The organism is Microbispora sp. ZYX-F-249 (assembly GCF_039649665.1).
Taxonomy (GTDB): Bacteria; Actinomycetota; Actinomycetes; order Streptosporangiales; family Streptosporangiaceae; genus Microbispora; species Microbispora maris.
This window is the reverse complement of the sequence record NZ_JBDJAW010000016.1, coordinates 92,007-109,153: the sequence shown is the minus strand read 5'-3', so window position 1 is coordinate 109,153 and position 17,147 is coordinate 92,007. Positions and strand designations below refer to the sequence as shown.

Annotated in this window: 19 protein-coding genes; 9 read left to right on the top strand and 10 right to left on the bottom strand. The window is 71.7% G+C overall.

Going from position 1 to position 17,147, the window contains the following annotated elements; all coding sequences use genetic code 11:
- Positions 1 to 2: 2 nt before the first annotated feature.
- Positions 3 to 1,397, bottom strand: coding sequence for a cysteine--tRNA ligase (gene cysS / locus AAH991_RS20475; protein ID WP_346227463.1), 1,395 nt, complete (start codon positions 1,395 to 1,397; stop codon positions 3 to 5).
- Positions 1,398 to 1,806: 409 nt separating this feature from the next.
- Between cysS and AAH991_RS20470 the strand changes: the two genes are divergently transcribed.
- Positions 1,807 to 3,327: a DUF2637 domain-containing protein gene (locus AAH991_RS20470; RefSeq protein ID WP_346227462.1), complete on the top strand. Its 1,521-nt coding sequence runs from the start codon at positions 1,807 to 1,809 to the stop codon at positions 3,325 to 3,327.
- 298 nt (positions 3,328 to 3,625) lie between these two features.
- On the opposite strand, the gene AAH991_RS20465 is transcribed toward AAH991_RS20470, so the two are convergent.
- The 3 genes from AAH991_RS20465 to AAH991_RS20455 all read right to left on the bottom strand — a co-directional run bounded on the left by AAH991_RS20465 (position 3,626) and on the right by AAH991_RS20455 (position 5,046).
- Complete coding sequence (locus AAH991_RS20465; protein ID WP_346227461.1) at positions 3,626 to 3,895, bottom strand: GlsB/YeaQ/YmgE family stress response membrane protein; 270 nt, start codon at positions 3,893 to 3,895, stop codon at positions 3,626 to 3,628.
- Between the two features lie 192 nt (positions 3,896 to 4,087).
- Positions 4,088 to 4,546: a 2-C-methyl-D-erythritol 2,4-cyclodiphosphate synthase gene (ispF, locus tag AAH991_RS20460; RefSeq protein ID WP_169987292.1), complete on the bottom strand. Its 459-nt coding sequence runs from the start codon at positions 4,544 to 4,546 to the stop codon at positions 4,088 to 4,090.
- Positions 4,547 to 4,563: 17 nt separating this feature from the next.
- A complete protein-coding gene (locus AAH991_RS20455) occupies positions 4,564 to 5,046 on the bottom strand; it encodes a CarD family transcriptional regulator (protein ID WP_030510364.1) in 483 nt (160 codons plus the stop codon).
- A gap of 257 nt (positions 5,047 to 5,303) precedes the next feature.
- Between AAH991_RS20455 and AAH991_RS20450 the strand changes: the two genes are divergently transcribed.
- Positions 5,304 to 5,951: a copper chaperone PCu(A)C domain-containing protein gene (locus tag AAH991_RS20450; protein ID WP_346227460.1), complete on the top strand. Its 648-nt coding sequence runs from the start codon at positions 5,304 to 5,306 to the stop codon at positions 5,949 to 5,951.
- A 78-nt stretch (positions 5,952 to 6,029) separates the two neighbouring features.
- On the opposite strand, the gene AAH991_RS20445 is transcribed toward AAH991_RS20450, so the two are convergent.
- Complete coding sequence (locus AAH991_RS20445; protein WP_346227459.1) at positions 6,030 to 6,719, bottom strand: response regulator; 690 nt, start codon at positions 6,717 to 6,719, stop codon at positions 6,030 to 6,032.
- Positions 6,716 to 7,906: a sensor histidine kinase gene (locus AAH991_RS20440; RefSeq protein WP_428834002.1), complete on the bottom strand. Its 1,191-nt coding sequence runs from the start codon at positions 7,904 to 7,906 to the stop codon at positions 6,716 to 6,718. The genes AAH991_RS20445 and AAH991_RS20440 overlap by 4 nt, the downstream gene beginning before the upstream one ends.
- A 103-nt stretch (positions 7,907 to 8,009) precedes the next feature.
- Here AAH991_RS20440 and phoU point away from each other — a divergent pair, with 103 nt between their 5' ends.
- Together phoU and AAH991_RS20430 are read left to right on the top strand one after the other, a co-directional pair.
- Positions 8,010 to 8,669 carry a phosphate signaling complex protein PhoU gene (gene phoU, locus AAH991_RS20435; RefSeq protein ID WP_346227458.1) on the top strand — a complete coding sequence of 220 codons (660 nt, stop codon included), beginning with the start codon at positions 8,010 to 8,012 and terminating at the stop codon, positions 8,667 to 8,669.
- A gap of 117 nt (positions 8,670 to 8,786) precedes the next feature.
- Positions 8,787 to 10,217, top strand: a complete 1,431-nt coding sequence (locus tag AAH991_RS20430) for a hypothetical protein (protein ID WP_346227457.1) — start codon at positions 8,787 to 8,789, stop codon at positions 10,215 to 10,217.
- A 195-nt stretch (positions 10,218 to 10,412) separates the two neighbouring features.
- On the opposite strand, the gene AAH991_RS20425 is transcribed toward AAH991_RS20430, so the two are convergent.
- From AAH991_RS20425 to mshA, 3 genes are read right to left on the bottom strand one after another with little or no spacing between them, the layout of a single operon-like run.
- The gene (locus AAH991_RS20425) at positions 10,413 to 11,156 is read right to left on the bottom strand and encodes a phosphoglyceromutase (RefSeq protein WP_346227456.1); all 744 of its coding nucleotides are present in this window, start codon (positions 11,154 to 11,156) and stop codon (positions 10,413 to 10,415) included.
- Positions 11,157 to 11,195: 39 nt separating this feature from the next.
- On the bottom strand, positions 11,196 to 11,681 hold the full coding sequence (locus AAH991_RS20420) for a type III secretion system chaperone family protein (RefSeq protein WP_346227455.1): 486 nt from the start codon (positions 11,679 to 11,681) through the stop codon (positions 11,196 to 11,198).
- 10 nt (positions 11,682 to 11,691) lie between these two features.
- Positions 11,692 to 13,005 carry a D-inositol-3-phosphate glycosyltransferase gene (gene mshA, locus AAH991_RS20415; RefSeq protein ID WP_346227454.1) on the bottom strand — a complete coding sequence of 438 codons (1,314 nt, stop codon included), beginning with the start codon at positions 13,003 to 13,005 and terminating at the stop codon, positions 11,692 to 11,694.
- Positions 13,006 to 13,104: 99 nt separating this feature from the next.
- Here mshA and AAH991_RS20410 point away from each other — a divergent pair, with 99 nt between their 5' ends.
- Genes AAH991_RS20410 through AAH991_RS20400 form a run of 3 tightly spaced genes read left to right on the top strand, consistent with a single transcriptional unit; the run spans position 13,105 to position 15,269 of the window.
- Entirely contained in the window at positions 13,105 to 13,896 is a 792-nt protein-coding gene (locus tag AAH991_RS20410) for an SDR family oxidoreductase (RefSeq protein ID WP_346227540.1), read from the top strand.
- A gap of 10 nt (positions 13,897 to 13,906) precedes the next feature.
- Entirely contained in the window at positions 13,907 to 14,716 is an 810-nt protein-coding gene (locus tag AAH991_RS20405; protein WP_346227453.1) for a class I SAM-dependent methyltransferase, read from the top strand.
- A 28-nt stretch (positions 14,717 to 14,744) separates the two neighbouring features.
- Complete coding sequence (locus AAH991_RS20400; RefSeq protein WP_346227452.1) at positions 14,745 to 15,269, top strand: GNAT family N-acetyltransferase; 525 nt, start codon at positions 14,745 to 14,747, stop codon at positions 15,267 to 15,269.
- Positions 15,270 to 15,286: 17 nt separating this feature from the next.
- On the opposite strand, the gene AAH991_RS20395 is transcribed toward AAH991_RS20400, so the two are convergent.
- Positions 15,287 to 15,805, bottom strand: a complete 519-nt coding sequence (locus AAH991_RS20395) for an O-acetyl-ADP-ribose deacetylase (RefSeq protein WP_346227451.1) — start codon at positions 15,803 to 15,805, stop codon at positions 15,287 to 15,289.
- Positions 15,806 to 15,856: 51 nt separating this feature from the next.
- Between AAH991_RS20395 and AAH991_RS20390 the strand changes: the two genes are divergently transcribed.
- The gene (locus AAH991_RS20390) at positions 15,857 to 16,213 is read left to right on the top strand and encodes a BlaI/MecI/CopY family transcriptional regulator (protein ID WP_346227450.1); all 357 of its coding nucleotides are present in this window, start codon (positions 15,857 to 15,859) and stop codon (positions 16,211 to 16,213) included.
- Complete coding sequence (locus AAH991_RS20385; protein ID WP_346227449.1) at positions 16,210 to 17,124, top strand: M56 family metallopeptidase; 915 nt, start codon at positions 16,210 to 16,212, stop codon at positions 17,122 to 17,124. The genes AAH991_RS20390 and AAH991_RS20385 overlap by 4 nt, the downstream gene beginning before the upstream one ends.
- Positions 17,125 to 17,147: the final 23 nt, after the last annotated feature.

Sequence of the window (17,147 nt, the reverse complement as noted above, 5' to 3'; positions counted from 1 at the left end):
GCCTACTGTGCCAGCTCCCACCGCGGGCCCTGCGGGGTGTCCTCGACCACGATTCCGGCCGCCGCGAGCTGGTCGCGGATCGCGTCGGCCGCCGCGTAGTCCTTGCGGGCACGCGCGGCCTGCCGCTGCTCCAGCGCCACGGCCACCAGCGCGTCCACGACCTCCCGCAGCCCCGAGTCGCCGGTCGACCGCCACTGCTCCGACCGGGGATCGAGTCCGAGCACGTCGAGCATGTTCTGCGTCTCGGCGAGCAGCCGGGCGACCTGCTCCTTGTTGCCCTGGGCCAGCGCGACGTTGCCCTCGCGGACGACCTCGTGGATCACGGCGAGCGCCTGCGAGACGTTCAGGTCGTCGTCCATGGCGTCCACGAACGCCTGGGGCAGCGGCGCGGCCGCGTCCACGTCGTGGATCACCTCGGCGGCCCGTGTGACGAACCCCTCGATCCGGCGGTATCCGGCCGCCGCCTCCTGGAGCGCCTCGTCGGAGTAGTCGATCGCCGAACGGTAGTGCGCCGCGACCAGGTAGTAGCGGAGCTCGACCGCGCGCACCTTGCGGAGCATGTCGGGGATCAGCAGCGAGTTGCCGAGCGACTTGCTCATCTTCTCGCCGCCGAGCTTGAGCATGCCGTTGTGCAGCCAGTAGCGCGCGAAGCCGTCGCCCGCCGCCTGCGACTGGGCGATCTCGTTCTCATGGTGCGGGAAGATCAGGTCGACGCCGCCGCCGTGGATGTCGAAGGTGCCGCCGAGGTACTTGGTCGCCATGGCCGAGCACTCCAGGTGCCAGCCCGGACGGCCCTTGCCCCACGGCGTCGGCCACGTGGGCTCGCCGGGCTTGGCGCCCTTCCACAGCGCGAAGTCGCGCGGGTCGCGCTTGAGCGAGTCGGTGTCGGTGTCCGCGGCCGCCCGCATGTTCTCCAGCTTCTGGTTGGAGAGCTTGCCGTACCGGTCGGCGTAGGAGACCACGTCGAAGTAGACGTCGCCGCCCGACGCGTACGCGTGCCCCTTGTCGATCAGCCGCCGCATCAGCTCGACCATCTCGGGCACATGTCCCATGGCACGGGGCTCGACGGTCGGCGGCAGGCAGCCGAGCTGGTCGTACGCCCAGGTGAAGGCGCGCTGGTTGCGCTCGGACACGACGAACCAGGGCACGCCTTCCTCGGCGGCCACCCTGATGATCTTGTCGTCGAGGTCCGTGACGTTGCGGCAGAAGGTCACGTCGTAGCCCTGCCGCAGCAGCCATCGGCGGAGAACGTCGAAGTTGACTCCGGACCTGATGTGCCCGATGTGCGGCGGAGCCTGAACGGTCGCACCACACAGATACATCGAGACCCGGCCGGGCTCGACCGGTACGAATTCACGGACCGTACGCGTGCTGGTGTCGTAGAGGTGCAGGCTCACGAAGGCAAGGCTAACGCCTGACGGCATGGCACAGGGCTACTTGGGCGCCTGTGAACGGCATGGTGTGGGCGATCATGGAAACTTCTTGCACATAAGTCCCGATATAACCGGAAACAAAATCCGTAACGATCCCGTACGGCCGTCGGTGTGACCGTCGCACGTCCGGCACGGGTCCTGGCCGACACGCACCGTCACCGGACCGCACGCCGCAGCCCCGGGGCGCCCGGCGGGAGACGCCGAGTGTGTCACACGGATGCCACGGCGCGTTCCGGGCGGGGCCCCCGCGAGGCCCGCACGCCCGGCGATGCCGGGCCGGAGGAGTCCACCCCAGTCCCCCGATCCCGACACGAAACGGGTGATCACGCAGGTGCGATCAATCGTCACTCCGATTCTGTAGGCTCGAAACGCCATGGACGTGACTCCCCCCGGCGCGGCAGGCACGGCCTCCCGCCCGTCCCGAACCACCCCCTCCGGAATCCCGCTGATGCTGCGGCGTCTGGCCATCGGCCTCGCGGGCGCCGCTCTCGCGGTGCTCGCCGGGGTGGCCTGCGCGCTGTCCTTCGACGACCTGCGGGCTCTGGCCGTCTCCGGGCGGGCCGAGCCCCGGCTCGCCTACCTATATCCCGCGGCGTTCGACGTCCTGCTGGTCGTCGCCCTGGTCAGCGTGCCGTTGCTGCGGGCCGCGCGGTTCCTGGTCCGGCTGCAGGCGGGATTCGTCCTGATCCTGCTCCTGGTGTCGGCCGCCGCCGCGAACGCCGCGACCGCAGTCGGCGCCTCCTTCGATCCCGACGTCACCGCTCTCGTCGTCGCGCTGCTGCCCTGGGTGATGCTCGCCGTCGGGTTGTGGCTGCTGCTGCTCCTGCTGAAGCACGTGCGCACCAACCGGATCGACCTGGACGGCGACACCGACGACGACACCGACGACGACCTGGTGCCCTTCGACGGCGAGCGGGAGCCCCGTGCCGCCGCCACCGCCCCCTATCCGGTGGCCGTGCGGGAGCGGCCGGCCCCCGAGCACGCCGTCGCCCAGGGGCACGCCGTCGTCCAGGAGCACGCCGTCGCCCAGGAGCACACCCTCACGCAGGAGCACGCGGCGGCGCCCCTGCAGCCGGTCCCCGAGGCCGTGGCGCCTCCCGACTACGTCCCCCCGCTGCCGGTCAGCCCGGTTTCGGAGACCGTCGCGCCTCCCGAGTACGCCCCGCCGTTGCCCGTCACCCCTCCGCAGGCCGAGGACGAGACCACGGCCCCCGGCCCCGACGAGGACGGCGTACGGCCGCCGCACGAGGTGACCGGCGAGACCGCCCCCGCGGCCGAACGGGAGACGACGGACCAGGCGCCGGACGAGGCCGAGGCCCTGCCGGTCGTACCTCCGACGGCGGCGCCCGGCACCCCGCCCGTGACCGAGCAGGCCCCGCGGCCCGAGCCGGAGGCAGACGCCGAGACCGTGGCCGAACCGACGGCCGAGACGGCGGCAGACGAGACGGCGGCAGACGAGCGCGCTCGCGACGCGGAGCCCGCCGAGACGCCCGCCGCACCCATGCCGGACACCGGAACGGTCGCCGGAACGGATGACCGCCCGGCGCCGCAGCCCCGCCGCAACCGCCCGGTGCGCTGGGGCGACCTCGTACGGCCGCACACCGGCGACGTCCTCGTGCACCCCCGGCCGCAGCCGGAAAAGCCCGCCGGCAGCGAGCCGGATCGGCCCGAGGACGAGTCGGGCGTCGACACCCAGCCGCTCCGCCAGATCCGGGACGTGCCCGATCCCGCCCATGCCCAGGACAGCGCCGACCCGGACGAGGTGAGCGGGAAACGCGAGCCGCAGACCGCGGAGTGCGGCGAACCGGACGCCGCGGAGGAAGCCGCTGACGGCGGCGTTCCGCTCGCGCCTCCCTCCGGCCGGATGCGCAGCACGCCACGCCCGCCCGGCTGAACGGCCCCGCACACACCGACTGACAGACACCCGAAGTTCCGTCCGCTGGACGTGCGGTCCTTCGGGGTATCCCCCACGCGATCGCAGGCGGCGTCCGCGAGTGCGCCCTCGCCGCTCGCGCCATGGGCAGGAGCCGGGGGCCGCAAGCAGGGAGCCGCGGTGGATACATGGTCGTCCGAGGGGACGGGTCCGCCGGAGCCGGGCCCCGTACAGCGCGAAGGCCCGCCCGGCTGGGGAGCCGGACGGGCCTGCGCGCGCTACGGGGTGAGGGCGGGGGCCGCCCTACCGAGCGGGTGCCTTACACTCGCGTCCCTCGCTTGAGGCCGGCGACGATGCCGACACCCACGACGGCCAGTACGACCTGCATGACCAGTTCGATCCAGTCGATGCCATCCGTCGTGGCCACACCCATGACCTGGGCGATCGCCGTACCGATGAGCGCCGCGACGATACCGACGACGATCGTGAGCAGCCAGCCGATCGGCTGCCGGCCCGGCAGGAACAGGCGGCCCAGAGCGCCGATGACCGCACCGATGACGATGGCGCCGAGAATGGACTCGATTGTCATATCGACCTCCCGATGAGGGTGACCCTTTCATCCTCGGACTGTGGGATACCCCATGGAAGGGAAATATGCGTCCCAAGAAAGAAAAAAGAGGGCGGCGGCTCGATTCCGCGCCTTGGTTCGAGCCGCCGCCCACGTGTTAGTGAGACGCTCCTGGTCTCATTCAGGTTGGCATGTCCGCTTGGAACGGGACATTCACGCCGGGAGTATCAGAGCGGTCGCGATGGCCGCCACGCCCTCGCCGCGCCCCGTGAGCCCGAGGCCGTCGGTCGTGGTCGCGCTGACGCTCACCGGCGCCCCTGCGGCGGCTCCGAGGGCCTTCTCCGCCTCCGCACGGCGGGGCGCGACCTTCGGGCGGTTCCCGATGATCTGGACGGCCAGGTTGCCGATCTCGAATCCGGCCGCCCGCACCTGGCGGGCAGCCTCCTCCAGGAGGGTCACGCCCGCGGCGCCCGCCCAGCGCGGGTCGGAGGTGCCGAAGAGCGCCCCCACGTCTCCGAGGCCGGCGGCCGACAGCAGCGCGTCGCAGCAGGCGTGCGCCGCCGCGTCACCGTCGGAATGCCCGGCCAGCCCGGTCTCGCCCGGCCAGAACAGTCCGGCGAGGTGGAGCTCCCTACCGGACGCGAAAGGGTGGACATCGACCCCGATGCCCACCCTTGGCGATGTGATGTTCAGGAGTTCAGCACCTCGTCGAGCAGGGCCTCCGCCTTGTCCTCGTTGGTCTTCTCCGCGAGCGCGAGCTCGCTGACGAGGATCTGGCGGGCCTTGGCGAGCATGCGCTTCTCACCGGCGGACAGGCCGCGCTCCTTGTCGCGCCGCCACAGGTCGCGCACCACCTCGGCCACCTTGTTGACGTCCCCCGACGCCAGCTTCTCAAGGTTGGCCTTGTAGCGGCGGGACCAGTTGGTGGGCTCCTCCGTGTGCGGCATGCGCAGGACGTCGAACACCCGCTCGAGTCCTTCCTGGCCGACGACGTCGCGCACACCGACGAGCTCGGCATTTTCCGCTGGTACCTGTACGGTCAGGTCGCCCTTGTCGACCTTCAGCACCAGGTAGGTCTTTTCCTCACCCTTGATGGTTCGGGTCGTGATGGCCTCGATCCGAGCAGCCCCATGGTGGGGGTAGACGACAGTGTCGCCGACCTGGAAAGTCATGTGACGAGTACCCCTTCCGCTGTACTCCAGGGTACCACGCGGTTACCGCCTCCCGGAACAGTGAAAGAAACATAACTGCAGGTCAAAGCCTCGTTTTGGGGCTTGACAAGCCATCCACTCTGTGAATCGGCATATAGGACATACCGGATGACCTGCACTGCTGCGACGTATGGACCGGGAGCCGACGCCGGACCGGTGACCGGCGCGGATAAGGTGATTGCTGCCCATACACGTGCGTACCAAGGAGACCTCGAACCGTGACCAGCAGCAGCCGTCGCAGGGCGATCGCCATTGCCGCGCTCCTCGCCGCCGCCATCCCTGCACTGGCCGCGTGTGGCGCCGGTTTCGACGCCAACACCAACGTGCCGTACGCCCCGAACGAGGCAGGCGTCCTCTATGACGGCGACGGCGCCGGCAAGGCCTACGGCAAGAACGGCGTCATGATCCCGCAGGCGTTCATCCTGGGGCCGGACTCCGGCCAGCAGCTCGCCGCCGGGGGGTCGGCGCCGCTCTACCTGACTCTCCTGAACAGCACGGGGACCGCCGACCAGCTCACCAGCATCGTCCCCGAGGAGCAGAAGGCGACCTCGGTCAAGGTGCAGAGCCCGATCGACCTCCAGCCGGGCACGCTCGCCAAGACCCCCGGGGTCACGGTCGAGGGTCTGAAGACGGCGCTGCGCGGCGGGGAGAGCATCAAGCTCACGCTCCAGTTCAAGAACGCAGGCGACGTCGCGCTCGACGTGCCGGTCGTCGCCCGCAGCCGCGAGTTCGCGACGCTGCCGCCCGCGCCGACGGCCGCGCCCACGGCGGCACCCACCGCCTCGCCCCTCGCCACGGGCAGCCCGGCGCCGTCGGACACCGCGCTCCCGGAGTCCACCGAGTCGCCCGCCCCGGGCGCCGAGTAGCGGTCCCTCAAGACGCACAGGAGCCCCTGTCCCGGACGGACAGGGGCTCCTGAGACGTGAAGAGGGCCCGTACGGGACTCACTCGTCGGCGGGGTCGAACTTGTAGCCCAGGCCGCGCACGGTGAGGATGCAGCGGGGGTTGGACGGGTCGGCCTCGACCTTGGCCCGCAGCCGCTTCACGTGCACGTCCAGCGTCTTGGTGTCGCCCACGTAGTCGGCGCCCCAGACCCGGTCGATGAGCTGCCCTCGGGTCAGCACCCGGCCGGCGTTGCGCAGCAGCACCTCGAGCAGCTCGAACTCCTTCAGCGGGAGCTGCACCTGCCGGCCGCGCACGGCCACGATGTGCCGGTCGACGTCCATGCGCACCGGTCCCCCGGTCAGGACGGCCGACTCCACCTCTTCCACGTCGCCCTGCCTGCGCAGCACCGCGCGGATGCGCGCCACCAGCTCGCGGGACGAGAACGGCTTGGTCACGTAGTCGTCCGCGCCCAGCTCAAGGCCGACGACCTTGTCGATCTCGCTGTCCTTCGCGGTCAGCATGATCACGGGCACCTTGGAACGCTGCCGCAGCGAGCGGCACACCTCCGTTCCGGGCAGGCCCGGGAGCATCAGGTCGAGCAGGACGAGGTCGGCGCCGTTGCGGTCGAACGCGTCCAGGGCCTCGGGGCCGCTGGTCGCGACCGCGACCTCGTACCCCTCTTTCCTGAGCATGTACGACAAGGCGTCCGAGAACGACTCCTCGTCCTCGACGACGAGTACCCGAGTCACTTAGCGGCCTCCTGGGGGATGGTCGTGCTTGGTACGGGGACCGCCTGACCGCCGAACGCGGGAAGGCGAAGAGTGAAGGTCGAGCCGGAGCCTTCCTTGCTCCACACCGTGACCTCGCCGCCGTGCGCGACCGCCACGTGCTTGACTATCGCGAGGCCGAGGCCGGTGCCGCCGGTGGCCCGCGACCGGGCGGCGTCCACACGGAAGAACCGCTCGAAGATGCGCTCCTGCGCGCTCTCCGGGATGCCGATGCCCTGGTCGCTCACGCTCACCTCGACGGCGTTCCCGGCCGGCCTGGCGCTGATGACGACGCGGGTGTGCTCGGGGCTGTAGGCGACGGCGTTGTCGATGAGGTTGCGCAGCGCGGTGACGAGCAGTTCCTCGTCGCCCCAGACCTTGAGGCCCTCGGTGCCGCCCGCGACGAGCGTGATGTCCTTGGCCGAGGCCTTCGTGTTGCACCGGTCGATGGCCTCGTGGACGGTCTCGTCCACGGGCACCTGTTCGGGCGCGGGTATGGGCTCGCCGCCCTGGATCCGCGACAGCGTGATCAGGTCCTGCACCAGGTAGGTCAGGCGGGCCGCCTCGTGCTGCATGCGGCCGGCGAACCGCTTCACGGCCTCGGGGTCGTCGGCCGCGTCCTGCACGGTCTCGGCGAGCAGGCTCAGCGCGCCGACCGGCGTCTTGAGCTCGTGGCTGACGTTCGCGACGAAGTCCCTGCGCACCGCTTCGACACGCTGCCGCTCGGTCTGGTCCTCGGCGAGCACGAGCACCTGCCCGTGCGAGCCCAGCGGGGCCACCCGCACCGCGAACGACGTGGACTCCTGCCCGAACTTGCGGCCAGCCGTCTCTATCTCGCTCTCGCGGATCTCGCCGTCCCTGCGGACCTTCCTGGCCAGCGCGAGCAGTTCGGCGGCCATGAGGGACTCCCCGCGTACGAGGCCGAAGGCGCGGGCGGCCGAACTGGCGCGCAGGACCCGGTCCTCGCGGTCGAGCACGACCGCCGAGGAGGGCAGCACGGCGAGCACCGACGCCACCCCCGGAGGCAGGCCGTCGTCCACCGGCTCCTGGACGCGCGGCTTGTCCGTCTGCCGCCGGATCGCGAGCATGACGAAAGAGCCGGCGACGAATCCGCCCATCGCCGCCAAGCTCGCCAGCAACTCGTTCACATTCAGCAGCCTAGGCGGCATTTCCGGTTGGTCCACCTGCCCGACCTGGCCGGACTCCCTGTTTCCGGAAAAGTTCATCCGGCGGTCGGAATTCGTTCATCGGCCCGCGCGTAGCGTGGCGGCCATGCGCGACGCCTATCACGAAGATCTTGCGGCCCTGACCGACCGCCTGGTGGAGATGACCCGCCTGGTGCGCTCGGCCATGTCGAGGGGGACGACCGCCCTGCTCGACGCCGACCTGCAGCTGGCGGAGAGCGTCATCTCCCAGGACAACGAGGTCGACCGGCTGCACCAGGAGCTCGAGGCCTCGATCTTCGAGCTGATGGCCACGCAGCAGCCGGTGGCGGTCGACCTGCGTACCGTCATCACCGCGCTGCGGATGGCCGCCGACCTGGAGCGCATGGGCGACCTCGCCGAGCACATCGCCAAGCTCGCCCGGATGCGTCACCCCGAGTCCGCCATCCCCGCCGAGCTGCGCGACACGTTCGTCGAGATGGGCGCCATCGCCGAGAACCTGATCACCAAGGCGGGCAGCTGCATCGCCTCCCGCGACATCGACCTCGCCAAGGAGCTGGAGGAGGACGACGACGCGATGGACCGCCGCCACCGGCGGCTGTTCCGCGTCCTGCTCTCCAAGGACTGGGAGCACGGCATCGAGGCCGCCATCGACATCACGCTGGCGGGCCGCTACTACGAGCGGTACGCCGACCACGCCGTACGCGTCGCGCGCGACGTCGTGTACCTCGTCACCGGTACGCGCGACGCGGACGCCCTCGCCGGCTGACGCGGCGGCGACGGGGGGCGCGAAAGCCCCGGTCCTCGGGGGGCCGGGGCTTTCGCGTGCCCGCCCATCGCCGGACTGCGGGTCGTCTGTCGCACGTGCCGCGTAGGCTTCGCTCTCGTGCCGAAACGATCACGGGTGCTCTGGGCGGCGGCGGCGCTGACCGCGGTGGCTCCCGCCCTCTATTCCCGGGTCGTGTCGCTCCTGTCCGGCGACGACGGCAGCCGGAGCTACGTGACGATGTCCTCGGGCTCCTGCCTCGGGTGGGACATCTACGACCAGATTTCCCCCTGGGCATATCTCATCAAGGCCCTTCCCCTCTTCTCGTACGGCGGTGCACCGCTGATCGTCCTCGGTTTCGCGGGCTGGTGTCTGAGCCTGCGAAGCGGGCGAGCCGGACTGGGCGGAATCATCGGCCGTTGGGTGGCCCTCGTCCTGCTCGTCCTCAACCTCCCCGACTTCCTGCTCCCCGCGCTGGATGCGGCGCTCGGCCCCGCGTGCACGGAGATCTGGGGGCCGCCCGAGCTGCTGTCCCGGCAGTTCGCGTGGAGGCTCTACGACTTCCTTCCGCCGATCCTCGTCCTGCTCGCCGTACGCGCTCCCCGGCGCCCGTACGTGCGGCGCGGCCCGCTCGCCCGTACGACCGCCGCCGTTCTGGTGGTGACCGCGGTCGTCCTCGTCCCCGCGGCGTCGGCCTCGCCCGGCAGGGTGAGCACCAAGCGGGAGCTCGACTGCGCCGGATTCGGCGACGGCACGGTCAAAGGGTTGAGCGAGACGGACAAACGCTTCCTCTGCGCGGTCCGCGGCTACGACCGCCCGTACGAATCCGGTGTGGAGGGGTGGGACGAGGTCTCCGACCAGGACGTCCTGGCCCAGGGGCGCCACCTGTGCGCGCTGGCGACCCGGCACGGAGGAGACATCCACGCTCGGGCGGTCCAGGAGGCGCCCCAGGCGTCCCTGGCGAACATGCTCGCGGGCCTGTGCCCGGCCGTGACCCGCGCGCAGCAGGCGGAGGCCGGCCGTCAGCAGGCGGAAGAGGACGCGTACGTCGCGCAGAAGGAGCGGGCCTGCGCGGCGCATCCCCGGCACCGGCCGAAGATCCGGCCGGTACGACAGCGCCGGGCCACGCTGTGGACGGAGTTCTGGACCATCGACGGCTGGGAGGAGGGCTACGAGGGCGACCCCCCGGACCTGGTCGAGGAGCTGGTGGGAAGCGGCCGGGGCACGCTGGCCATCTGGGCGGCCGACGAGGCCGGCCACGCGTGTGTGACCGTCGAGTCCTACACGCGGCGCCCGCCGCTGGAGACCAGGGGCTGGGAGGAGGTGGTCGAGGTGGGCTACGAGAGCCCGACCGGTTCCCTGGAGCTGGTGGACGGCGACGGAACGAGGCTGAAGGGGCTCACCACGCGCGGCCCGGGGTCGTACCGGGTCCGGGTCCACCTGCGCGGCCGCGAGCTCGTGACCCAGGTGATCGACGCCCCGGACGGCGCGGTGGAGCTCCTGGTCCAGGTGTTCCCCGGCACGGCGAAGAAGCCGGTCGTCCACAAGTAAGGCCGCGCTCCCCCGTGCACGTCCGCCGCGCCTGCGGCGCGGCGCTCGGGGCGCTCACAGCCCGTGGGGTCGTGCCGGAGGCGCGCGATGGGCGCTTCCCTCGTCGCGCTTGGTCGCTTCGCTCCCGCGCGCTCCTCAGTCAAGACGCGGCCGCGCCCCTCGCGAGGAGCGCGGCCTTCGTGACAGACGTGAGGGTTACTTCTTGCCCTGGTTGGCGACGGCCTCGATGGCGGCCTTGGCGGCCTCCGGGTCGAGGTACTCGCCCTTGCCGACCGGGCGGAAGTCGGCGTCCAGCTCGTAGCGCAGCGGGATGCCGGTGGGGATGTTCAGGCCCGCGATGTCCTCGTCGCTGATGCCCTCCAGGTGCTTGACCAGCGCGCGCAGCGAGTTGCCGTGCGCCACCACCAGCACCGTGCGGCCCGCGGCCAGGTCCGGGACGATCTCGTCGTACCAGTACGGCAGCATGCGCCCGACGACGTCCTTGAGGCACTCGGTGCGCGGCACCAGCTCGGAGGGCAGCAGGGAGTAGCGGCCGTCGCCGACCTGGGAGTACTCGTCGTCGTCGGCGATCGGCGGCGGCGGCACGTCGTACGACCGGCGCCACAGCATGAACTGCTCGTCGCCGAACTCGGCGCGGGTCTGCGCCTTGTCCTTGCCCTGGAGCGCGCCGTAGTGGCGCTCGTTCAGCCGCCAGGAGCGCTTGACCGGGAGCCACAGCAGGTCGGCCGCCTCAAGCGCGATGTTCGCGGTCCTGATGGCCCGGGTGAGCACCGAGGTGTGCACCACGTCGGGCCGGATCCCGGCCTCCAGGAGCAGCTCCCCGCCGCGCCGCGCCTCCTCCTCGCCGGTCGGCGAGAGGGTGACGTCCACCCAGCCGGTGAACAGGCCTTTGACATTCCATTCGCTCTCGCCGTGCCGCAGCAGCACCAAAGTCGCCATACCGCCAATCCTATCGGCGTACGGCGGACGTCCCGTTGGTCAGGACTCGACCACCCGTGCGAACGCCCGGAGGTTGGCCAGCGACTCGCCGCGCTTGACCCGCCACTTCCACTCGCGCCTGATGGACGTCGCGAAGCCCAGTTCGAGTGCGCGGTCGAACGACTCGTCCGAGTAGGTGAGCACGCAGCCGAGGACCCGGTCGATCTCCTCCTCGGTGACGGCGTCCAGCGGCAGCCGGCCCACCAGGTGCACGTCGCCCGTCGCGTCGACGGCGAAGTGGACGCCGTACATCGAGCCGTTCTTGTGCAGCAGCCAGCGGTAGAACTCGGCGTGGTTCTCGTCGGGCTGCCGGCAGAAGAACGCCTCGATGTTGAGCGCCTGGTCGCCGACGACGAGCCAGGTCAGGGTGGCGAGCTTGTGCTGGCCCGGCAGCTTGACCAGGAACGCGCCCGGCTTCGGCCGCTCGTAGGACAGCTCCGCGGACTCCAGCGCCGACGCGATGACGGCTTCCAGATCCGGTCTCATACCGACCACCCTACGAGTTGACCGCGATGGGGGTCTGGTGGAGCTGGGCCATGGCGCCCGCGTACACCTCGGCCAGCCGGGCGGCGGTCGCCGACCAGCCGAAGGCCGTCGCGTGCCCCACGGCGCCCGCGGCGAGCCCGGCGAGCCGCTCGGGCCGCCCGGCGAGCAGGGCGAGCTCGCGGGCCCAGTCGTGCGGGTCGTGCCCCTCCACCAGCACGCCGGACACGCCGTCCTTGACGGCCGTGCGCAGGCCGCCGACCGCGGCCGCGACGACCGGCGTGCCGCACGCCTGCGACTCCAGCGCGACCAGGCCGAACGACTCGTTGTACGACGGCACCACGGTCACGTCGGCGGCCCGGTACCAGTCGGCCAGCTCCCGCTGCGGCGCGGGCGGCGCGAGCCGTACGACGTCGGCGATGCCCAACTCGGCGGCGAGGTCGTTGAGCAGGGAGGGACGCGCGAGGCCGTTGCCGCTGGGCCCGCCCACGCAGGCCACGACGAGCCGCGACCGCAGCGAGGGATTCTCCACGAGCATCCGGGCGGCGGCCTTGAGCAGCACGTCGGGGGCCTTGAGCGGCTGGATGCGGCCGACGAACAGCAGCACGTGGGCGTCCTGCGGCAGTCCGAGGCGACGGCGGGCGGCGCCCTTGGACGCCGGCTGGAAGACGGCGAGGTTCACACCGGGGTTGACGACCGCCACCCGTTCGCGCGGCGCCCCGTAGAGGCTGATCAGCTCCTCGGCCTCGGCCTCGGTGTTGGCGACGAGGCGGTCGGCGACCTCCACGACCTGCTCCTCGCCGAGCACGCGCATCGCCGGCTCGGGCTTGTCGCCCTCGGCGAGCAGGAGGTTCTTCACCTTGGCCATGGTGTGCATGGTGTGCACGAGCGGCACTCCCCAGCGTTCCTTGGCCAGCCAGCCCACCTGGCCCGACAGCCAGTAGTGCGAGTGGATCACGTCGTACCGGCCGGGGTCGTACATCGCCTCGGTGCGCAGCACGCCGGACAGGAAGCCGCACAGCTGCCCCGGCAGGTCGGCGCGGTCGAGCTCCTCGTACGGCCCGGCCGTGACGTGGCGCACGAGCACCCCCGGGCTCAGCTCGGCGACCGGAGGCAGGTCACGGGCGGTGCGCCGGGTGAAGATCTCCACCTCGATGCCCAGCGCCGCGAGACGTTTGGCGACCTCGAGGATGTAGACGTTCATGCCGCCCGCGTCCCCGGTACCCGGCTGGTCCAACGGGGACGTGTGCACGCTGATGGTCGCGACGCGGTTGACCCGACGCCGTAACACCGACACCCGAACCACCTCCGAAAGGGTTATAACCATCAAAATCATCACTGGATTCCCCGACATAGGTGAGCACCGGGGGTCCTGAGAGGATGTCGGCTGCCCATCGGAGCAGCGTGGAAGGACGGAAGCGTGACGATGACCAATCCCGCGGCGACCAATCCCGCGGCGGCCGAACCCGCGGTCAGGACCGCGGTCGTGACCGGGGCCAGCAGCGGCATCGGCGAGGCGACGGCCCGCCGGCTCGCCGCGGAGGGATACCGGGTCGTGGCGGCGGCGCGGCGGCGGGACCGGCTCGACAAGCTGGCGGCCGACGTGCCCGGTGTGCGCCCGGTGACGCTGGACGTGACCGACCAGGCGTCGGTGGACGCGCTGGCCGCCTCGCTGGAGCGCTGTGACGTCCTGGTGAACAACGCGGGCGGCGCGTTCGGCCTCGAACCGGTGGCCGGCGGCCGGGTGGACGACTGGCAGCGGATGTACGAGGTGAACGTGCTCGGCTCCCTGCGGATGACCAGGGCCCTGCTGCCGAAGCTCGTCGAGTCGGGGGACGGCGTGCTGGTGATGCTCACCTCGACGGCCGGGCTGGTGTCGTACGAGGGGGGCGGGGGCTACTGCGCGGCCAAGCACGCGCAGACCTCGATGACCGAGACCCTCCGCCTGGAGCTGTGCGGCGACCCGGTGCGGGTCGTCGAGATCGCGCCGGGCATGGTGATGACCGAGGAGTTCGCCCTGACCCGCTTCCGGGGCGACGCCGAGCGTGCCGCCAAGGTCTACGAGGGCGTCCCCGATCCCCTGAGCGCGGACGACGTCGCCGACGTGATCGCCTTCGCGGTGACCCGCCCGTCGCACGTGAACATCGACAGGCTGGTCGTCCGGCCGCGCGCGCAGGCCGCCCAGCACAAGGTCCACAGGGTCGCTTCGGGGACATGAGCGCGGGGACATGAGACCGGTCCGGCCCGTCGGGACGGTCACGCGGGGCACCACCGGGCACAACCGGCTGCGCCGCTGCGACCGCTGGATCGCCGCCGTGTACGGCCCGCTGCTGCGCTCGGCCCGCGCGGGGACGGCGCCGCTGGTGGTGGACCTCGGCTACGGCGCGTCCCACACCACGACGACCGAGCTGTTCACACGGCTGCGCCGGGTCTGCCCCACCGTCGAGGTGGTGGGCGTGGAGATCGCCGCCGAGCGGGTCGCGGCGGCCAAGCCGTACGAGCGGGAGGGGCTGACGTTCGTCAGGGGCGGGTTCGAGCTGCCGGTGCCCCGCCCGCCGATGATCGTGCGCGCCTTCAACGTGCTGCGACAGTACGGCGAGGCCGAGGCGTGGGAGCACTGGGATCTGCTGCGGGCCGGTCTGCATCCCTCGGGCGTGCTCGTCGAGGGCACCTGCTCGGAGGTCGGCCACCGGGCGACCTGGGTGGCGCTCGGCGCCGAGGGACCGCGCACGCTCACCTTCGCGGCCCGCTTCACCGGCTTCGAACGCCCCTCCGACCTGGCCGAGCGCCTGCCCAAGACGCTGATCCACCGCAACGTGCCCGGCGAGCGGATCCACGCGTTCCTGACGGACTGGGACCGCGCCTGGGCCACCTGCGCCTCCTTCGGCGCGTACGGCACCCGGCAGCGCTGGATGAGGACGGCCGAGCTGCTGGCGCGGGACTGGCCGGTGGAGGCGACGCCGCCGACCGGCGGCCCCGGCCGCTGGAGGCTCGGTGAGCTCACCCTGCCCTGGAGCAGCCTCTCCCCCCGCGGCTGACGACGGGCGGGTTGATAACGTCCCGGCCATGCGCTTCGTCCTCGACCCGGAGATGACCCCCGAGCTCTTCGAGGAGCTCCTGAGCTGCTGGGCGGAGGTGACCAACGCGGACGGCGCGGTGGGCTTCGTGCCTCCCGTGACGCCGGACGACATCAGGCCGACCGCGGAGAAGGCGTTCGCCCGCACCCGCTCCGCCGGCGGGCCGCAGGCCCCCGACAGCCTCCTCGCCGGATTCGACGACGACGGCGTGGGCGCCTGGCTCATCCTGGGCGACAACGGCTCGGGCCTGCGGGCGCACTGGCGCTGGCTGCTGCGGGTCATGGTCCACCCCAAGCACCAGGGCAGGGGGTACGGCAGGGCGCTGCTGCTCGCCGCCGACGACGCCGCCAGGTCGCTCGGCCTGGAGGCGTTGCAGCTCACCTGCCGCGGCGGCACCGGGGTCGACCGCTTCTACGCGAGCGTGGGTTACCGGGAGGTCGGCCGGGTGCCCCGCTCGATCCGGGTGGCCCCCGGCGACGACCGCGACGAGATCTACATGCTCAAGTGGCTGTGAAAGTTTTGGCCCAATGCTTATCCGATGTCCTGTAGGGCCGTCTCGAACACCGCATAGGCTGCGGTACTGAACAGCACGAAGCGCACCTCTTCCACCACGGCGGGGGCTGCCTGCCGCACCGCGGTGATCGCGATGCGGGCGGCGTCCTCGACCGGCCACCGGTAGATCCCCGTGGAGATCGCGGGGAACGCCACCGTGCCGGCGCCCAGCGTGTCGGCGACGACGAGCGACTCCCGATAGCAGGAGGCGAGCAGATGGGATCGGTCCTCGCTCCGCGAGTGGACGGGCCCGACCGTGTGGATCACCCACCGCGCGGGCAGGCGGCCGGCGGTGGTCGCGACGGCCTGACCGGTCGGCAGTCCCCTGCCGTACCGGGACGCGCGCAGCGCCCGGCACTCCTCCAGAATCTCGGGGCCGCCGCGCCGGTGGATGGCGCCGTCCACCCCTCCGCCGCCCATCAGGGACGAGTTGGCGGCGTTGACGATCGCGTCCACCCGCTGCTCGGTGATGTCTCCCTCGACCAGAACGATTTTCATGCCTCTCCCCTCTCTACGGGACGTAGTACTACCCCGAGTAGGCTTAAAGACGTGAAGGGACTGGGAGAGCTCGAACGCAGCATCATGGACATCCTCTGGGCGGAGAACGCCCCGCTCACCGCACGCGAGGTGGGACGCCTCATCGAGGACCGCGACCTCGCGCCGACGACCGTGATGACCGTGCTCGACCGGCTGGCCCGCAAGGGCTTCCTCACCCGCACCCGCGACGGCCGCGCGTGGCGCTACCAGCCCGCCGCGAGCCGTGACGCGTACGTCGCCGAGCTGATGCTCGAAGCCCTCGACATGACCGGCGACCGTGACGCGGCGCTGACCCGCTTCGCCCGCGCCGTCTCCGGATCGGAAGCCGAGATCCTGCTGAAAGCCCTCACGGAGCTGGAGGAAGAGTGATCGCGGCGGCGGTCTTAGCGGCGCTCGCCATGATCTGCGCGGTCGCCGCGTGGCGGCTGACCTTCGCGCGCTGGACCTGGCGCGCCCCGCGCACGGCGATCCTGTTGTGGCAGTCACTGGGGCTGACCTGGGGGCTCGCCTCCACCGGCGCCCTGCTCGCCTTCGCGCTCGACCCCTACCGCAAGGGCGTCGTCCACGGGCTCGGGGAGTTCCTGCTGAGCGTGGAGTTCGGCGTGCGGACGCCGCACGACTACCTCCGGCTGGCCGCGCTGGTCGCCGGCCTGTCGCTGCTCGCCGTGCTGATCGCCCTGCCGCTCGCGGCCGGGGCGCAGACGCTGCGGGCCCGCCGCCGCCACCGGTTGCTGCTCGCGCTGGTCGCCCGGGACGAGCCGGCCGTGCCCGGGGTGCGGGTGGTCGACTTCCCCGGCGCCGCCGCCTACTGCCTGCCCGGGCTGAAGTCGCAGGTCGTCATCAGCGACGGCACGCTGCACCTGCTGTCGTCCGCGGAGCTGGAGGCCGTGCTGGCGCACGAGGCCGCCCACGTGCGTGAACGCCACGACCTGGTGCTGCTGCCGTTCGCCGCGCTGCGCCGCGCGCTGCCCTGGTCGAAGCTGGTCGGCGACGCGCAGGAGTCGGTCGAGCTGCTGGTCGAGATGGCCGCCGACGACCGCGCCCGGCAGCGGTGCTGCCCGCGCAGGCTGGCCACCGCCCTGCTGCGCTTCGGCACCTCGGCCGCGCTGCCCACGCCGCAGGGCGCGCTCGGCGCGTCCGCGCCGTCGAGCGTGATGGCCCGGGTCGACCGGCTCGTACGGCCCGAGGTGGCACTCCCGATCACCCACCGCTTCCTGATCCTGGCGGGATCGGTGGTGCTCGCCACCAGCGCCCCGCTGCTCTGGCTGCTTCCCGGCTGAAGCGTTTCCTTGCCGAACCATGG

Excerpts from the sequence above, each read along its gene's own strand:
- AAH991_RS20455 (WP_030510364.1), bottom strand. The coding sequence starts at position 5,046 with ATGACTTTCCAGGTCGGCGACACTGTCGTCTACCCCCACCATGGGGCT.
- phoU (WP_346227458.1), top strand. The coding sequence starts at position 8,010 with ATGCGCGACGCCTATCACGAAGATCTTGCGGCCCTGACCGACCGCCTG.
- AAH991_RS20420 (WP_346227455.1), bottom strand. The coding sequence starts at position 11,681 with ATGAGACCGGATCTGGAAGCCGTCATCGCGTCGGCGCTGGAGTCCGCG.
- AAH991_RS20465 (WP_346227461.1), bottom strand. The coding sequence starts at position 3,895 with ATGACAATCGAGTCCATTCTCGGCGCCATCGTCATCGGTGCGGTCATC.
- AAH991_RS20440 (WP_428834002.1), bottom strand. The coding sequence starts at position 7,906 with ATGCCGCCTAGGCTGCTGAATGTGAACGAGTTGCTGGCGAGCTTGGCG.
- AAH991_RS20405 (WP_346227453.1), top strand. The coding sequence starts at position 13,907 with ATGAGACCGGTCCGGCCCGTCGGGACGGTCACGCGGGGCACCACCGGG.
- mshA (WP_346227454.1), bottom strand. The coding sequence starts at position 13,005 with ATGGTTATAACCCTTTCGGAGGTGGTTCGGGTGTCGGTGTTACGGCGT.
- AAH991_RS20410 (WP_346227540.1), top strand. The coding sequence starts at position 13,105 with ATGACCAATCCCGCGGCGACCAATCCCGCGGCGGCCGAACCCGCGGTC.
- AAH991_RS20470 (WP_346227462.1), top strand. The coding sequence starts at position 1,807 with ATGGACGTGACTCCCCCCGGCGCGGCAGGCACGGCCTCCCGCCCGTCC.
- AAH991_RS20395 (WP_346227451.1), bottom strand. The coding sequence starts at position 15,805 with ATGAAAATCGTTCTGGTCGAGGGAGACATCACCGAGCAGCGGGTGGAC.
- AAH991_RS20425 (WP_346227456.1), bottom strand. The coding sequence starts at position 11,156 with ATGGCGACTTTGGTGCTGCTGCGGCACGGCGAGAGCGAATGGAATGTC.
- AAH991_RS20400 (WP_346227452.1), top strand. The coding sequence starts at position 14,745 with ATGCGCTTCGTCCTCGACCCGGAGATGACCCCCGAGCTCTTCGAGGAG.